This window comes from Blastococcus atacamensis (genome assembly GCF_002938425.1).
GTDB lineage: Bacteria > Actinomycetota > Actinomycetes > Mycobacteriales > Geodermatophilaceae > Blastococcus > Blastococcus atacamensis.
Window position 1 is genome coordinate 1 of record NZ_POQU01000141.1, and the last position, 3,647, is coordinate 3,647.

Below are 3,647 nucleotides of genomic sequence, written 5' to 3' on the forward strand. Positions count from 1 at the left end.
CCCATGTCCCGCCCCCTCCGTCGGCCCCCGCGATCGACGGACTCTAGGGGAGATCCGGGCGTGCGCGGTCGCTCTGACGCGTGGGTCCCTGTCTTCCGCCGCGCTCCCGGCCCTGCGGGATGCGGGCCGTGCCGATCACCTGCTTCGGTCACCTTGCGCCGCGGCACCCGCCGCCTAGGGCGCCTCGACCAGGTGGCCGACGACCGCTGTCAGGGCTTGGAGGACCGCTGCGCGGCCGCGCTCCGTGTCGGCGCCGGTGTCGAAGCCGTGCTGTGCCCAGGCACGCCGATGGTCGTCAGGCCGGCGGGCCGCGTCTCGAGCAGCGCCTGCTGTCCGGCCACGAACGCTGAGTCTCGTGCTCGACGAGAGTGAGCAGCACAGGAGTCTCACCCAGCCCGCGCAGGGCGTCGGCCAGTGACGGCCAGCCGGGAATGTCCTCGGTGGGCGACAAGGGATAGGTCAGCGCCACGCACCGCAGCCAGTCATGGCCGGCGACGAGGATCGGAAAGGCGAGCGGACCGCCGCCGGAGAAGAACCAGATGGCCACCTTGTCACCGTCGACGTCGCTGCGGCCGCGCACGACGGACAGCGCCTTGTCGAGCGTCGCCGCGGCTTCGGGATAGTGCAGGCCACCGGTCAGCTCGTGGTCGATCATCGCGGCGGCCACGCCGCGCTGCGCCAGCTGCGAGGCGTAGGCGCGGAAGAACGGCGTCCCACGTGGGCTCACCGGCGGCGGTTGCTGGAACAGGCCGTGCACCAACAGGACGACGGGCGGTCGTCCGCCCTGCTCCGGCAGGTAGAGATCGAAGTCGCCACTCACCACCGGGTCGACGAGGTGAGTGGGGACGATGGAATCGGGCGCCTGGGTCATGCGGATTCCTGGTCCTGGTCGTGGAGCTGGCGGATGCGGTCGGCGAGGACTGCCAGTACGCGGGCACACCGGCGCCCACCAGCGGGCGCTGCTCCCAGAGCCGGTCGTCACCGCCCCACCAGGCGGTGAGTCTTGGACGGTGGAACGCTCCTGGTGCACGTGCGCCCGACCCGGTGACCACTCGCCGGGCCACGTGGGGCCCGTGCACCACTGACAGGAGACCCCGGACAGATGACTGCGCCAGCCCGCCCGCGACAGGCCCTCGTCGTGGGTGCCACCGGGATCGTCGGCCAGAACCTGGCAGAACGGCTCACCGCCCAGGGCTGGGACGTGCACGGGCTCTCCCGCAGCGGGCGGGTCGCCGGCCCGGGGGTGCACCCCGTCAAGGCCGACCTGGCGGACGCCGCAGGACTGGCTGCGGCCGTGGCCGGGCTGTCACCCGAGCTCGTCGCGATCACGGCATGGACCCGGCAGGCCACCGAGGCGGAGAACATCGCGGTGAACGGGGCCGCCGTCCGCAACGTGCTCGAGGCGCTGGAGCCGACCCGATCGGAGCGGCACGTGGCCCTGATGACAGGGTTGAAGCACTACCTCGGCCCCTTCGAGGCCTACGCGCAGGGCGAGATGCCCGACACACCCTTCCACGAGGACGAGCCGCGGCTGGACGCGCCGAACTTCTACTACGCGCAGGAGGACGAGCTCTTCGCCGCCGCCGCCCGCGCCGGGTTCACCTGGAGCGTGCACCGGTCGCACACGGTGTTCGGCTTCGCCGTGGGCAACGCCATGAACATGGTGCTGACGTTGTCGGCGTACGCCGCGATCTGCAAGCGGCTCGGCAGGCCCTTCGTCTTCCCCGGGTCGAGCACCCAGTGGAACAGCGTGACCGACGTGACCGACGCCGACTTGCTGGCCGACCAGATCATCTGGGCGGCCGGCTCCGAGGCCGGCCACGACCAGGCGTTCAACACCGCCAACGGTGACGTCTTCCGCTGGCGCTGGCTGTGGCCGCAGATCGCGGCCCACTTCGGCGTGGAGTGGGAGGGGTACGAGGGACGGGTCCGGACGCTCACCGAGAGCATGGCGGGCACCGAGGACGTCTGGGCCGGGATCGCCGCGGACCACGGCCTGGTCGAGCCCGACCTCGGCCGGATCGCTTCCTGGTGGCACACCGACAGTGACCTCGGGCGGGAGATCGAGGTGCTGACCGACATGAACAAGAGCCGCAAGGCCGGGTTCACCCAGAGCCGGGACAGCCGCGACAGCTTCTTCCGCTACGTCGAGCGGTACCGCGCAGCGCGCATCATCCCCTGACGCCGCCTGGTCGGAGGTCCATCAGCACAGCTGGGAGTCCGGTTCAACGGTCGCCGCGGGTCGCGCTGAAGGCCCCGGCGATCAGCAGCTGGGCGATGAGAACCCAGGTGACCGGGTGTCCGGCCGGACGGCCGGCCACCCTCGAAAAGGCGGGGTGCTCAAAGAGACGGGTCGCCCTCCGGCACCTCGGTCGCGACCACCTCGGCCACCTCCGCGTCCCCGCCGGACAGCCCGTCGGCCTGCTCGTGCTCGTCGTGGAATGCCAACCAGCGCATCCCGAGGGCCTCGCGCTGCTCGTCGTCGACGGACTCCTTGAACTGAGGGAAGAAGTCCGTTTCCTCCTCGCTCATGTGGTCGGCGTTGATCTGCCGCGCGGCGCTCACCGCTGTCCACCAGTCCTCGCTGCCGACCTCGTGCTCCTCGACAGCGGCCGCAGCGTGTCGGATCTCGTTGTGGTCGTGCACACCCTCCGCCGTCTCCTCCTCGCCCCCCGCCTCCTGGGCGAGCAGCGGATAGAAGAGCTGCTCCTCGGCGACGGCGTGCACCTCCAGCTTGGCGTGCAGTGACTCCCACGCGGCGGCGAGCTCCTGGCCCGACAGGTCCTCGAGCGCTGAGAACTCTCGCCGGAAGACCTCGTGCTCGGCCAGGACGAGGGCGGTGATCTCGAAGTCGGACATGCGGACCGCCTACCCGTACCGAGAGGAAGGTAGGCGGATGGAGCAGGACCAGTCGCTCGCCCCCTCGACCCGGGTGACCGTCCACTCCTCACCAGGGACCGGAGATCATCCATGCACCCGGTCCCCGAGCGACGAGCCTTCCGCTGCTGCGTTGCTGTCGCTCCCGGCTCCCACGACGACATCGCTCAGTCGAGTGGATCGCACGAGCGGGAAGCCGGAAACGGACGTGGAGCCCAGGCCGAGGGTCCCCGGGGGCGATCCGGCGGTGCGTGGTGGCTGTCGGCCCTAGGGCGCAGCGACTCGAAGGTGCCGCTGACGGCGGGCACGTCGCTGTCGGCGTACCGACGTCCCTGGATCTGCATGCCCACGGGCAGCCCGTCGACCAGTCCGATTTGTCGACGGGCGCCTTCTCCGCCTCACGGTCGGCCCGCCGGGCGTTCTCGACGTCGCTGCGACGCCGGTGTTCAGGCACGGGTTGCGCGCCTCGATCCGGGCGACGCAGGCGTCGACGAGCTGTGTCGGTGAACTTCCCGATCTCGGACGCGACGGGCGAAGCTCCGTCGCACTGACATGGGAGAAGTCGGCGTCGTCCGGCACTGGTTCCTCCGCGGTCGGGAACAGTCGCTCGACGCCAGGGCCCCGGCGGTCGGTACACCTAGCCTCATCCGCAGGCGTGCAGTACGGATCACCCGCTTCGGCGGCCCCGAGGTCCTCGACGTCGTCGACCTGCCCGAACCCACCCACCCCGGGGCCAGGCCAGCAGCGCTACGAGGTGAGCGCCGCAGGAG

Annotated in this window: 3 protein-coding genes; 1 reads left to right on the plus strand and 2 read right to left on the minus strand. The window is 71.0% G+C overall.

The window, feature by feature from the left end; genetic code table 11:
- Nucleotides 1-295: 295 nt before the first annotated feature.
- Nucleotides 296-871: a dienelactone hydrolase family protein gene (locus C5508_RS18925; protein WP_104526458.1), complete on the minus strand. Its 576-nt coding sequence runs from the start codon at nt 869-871 to the stop codon at nt 296-298.
- 231 nt (nt 872-1,102) lie between these two features.
- Between C5508_RS18925 and C5508_RS18930 the strand changes: the two genes are divergently transcribed.
- Complete coding sequence (locus tag C5508_RS18930; protein ID WP_104526459.1) at nt 1,103-2,182, plus strand: SDR family oxidoreductase; 1,080 nt, start codon at nt 1,103-1,105, stop codon at nt 2,180-2,182.
- A gap of 158 nt (nt 2,183-2,340) precedes the next feature.
- On the opposite strand, the gene C5508_RS18935 is transcribed toward C5508_RS18930, so the two are convergent.
- A complete protein-coding gene (locus C5508_RS18935) occupies nt 2,341-2,859 on the minus strand; it encodes a hemerythrin domain-containing protein (RefSeq protein WP_104526460.1) in 519 nt (172 codons plus the stop codon).
- Between the last annotated feature and the right edge of the window lie 788 nt (nt 2,860-3,647).

Bases quoted from the DNA above. Each gene is read 5' to 3' on its own strand.
- C5508_RS18930 (WP_104526459.1), top strand. From the start codon at position 1,103: ATGACTGCGCCAGCCCGCCCGCGACAGGCCCTCGTCGTGGGTGCCACC.
- C5508_RS18925 (WP_104526458.1), bottom strand. From the start codon at position 871: ATGACCCAGGCGCCCGATTCCATCGTCCCCACTCACCTCGTCGACCCG.
- C5508_RS18935 (WP_104526460.1), bottom strand. From the start codon at position 2,859: ATGTCCGACTTCGAGATCACCGCCCTCGTCCTGGCCGAGCACGAGGTC.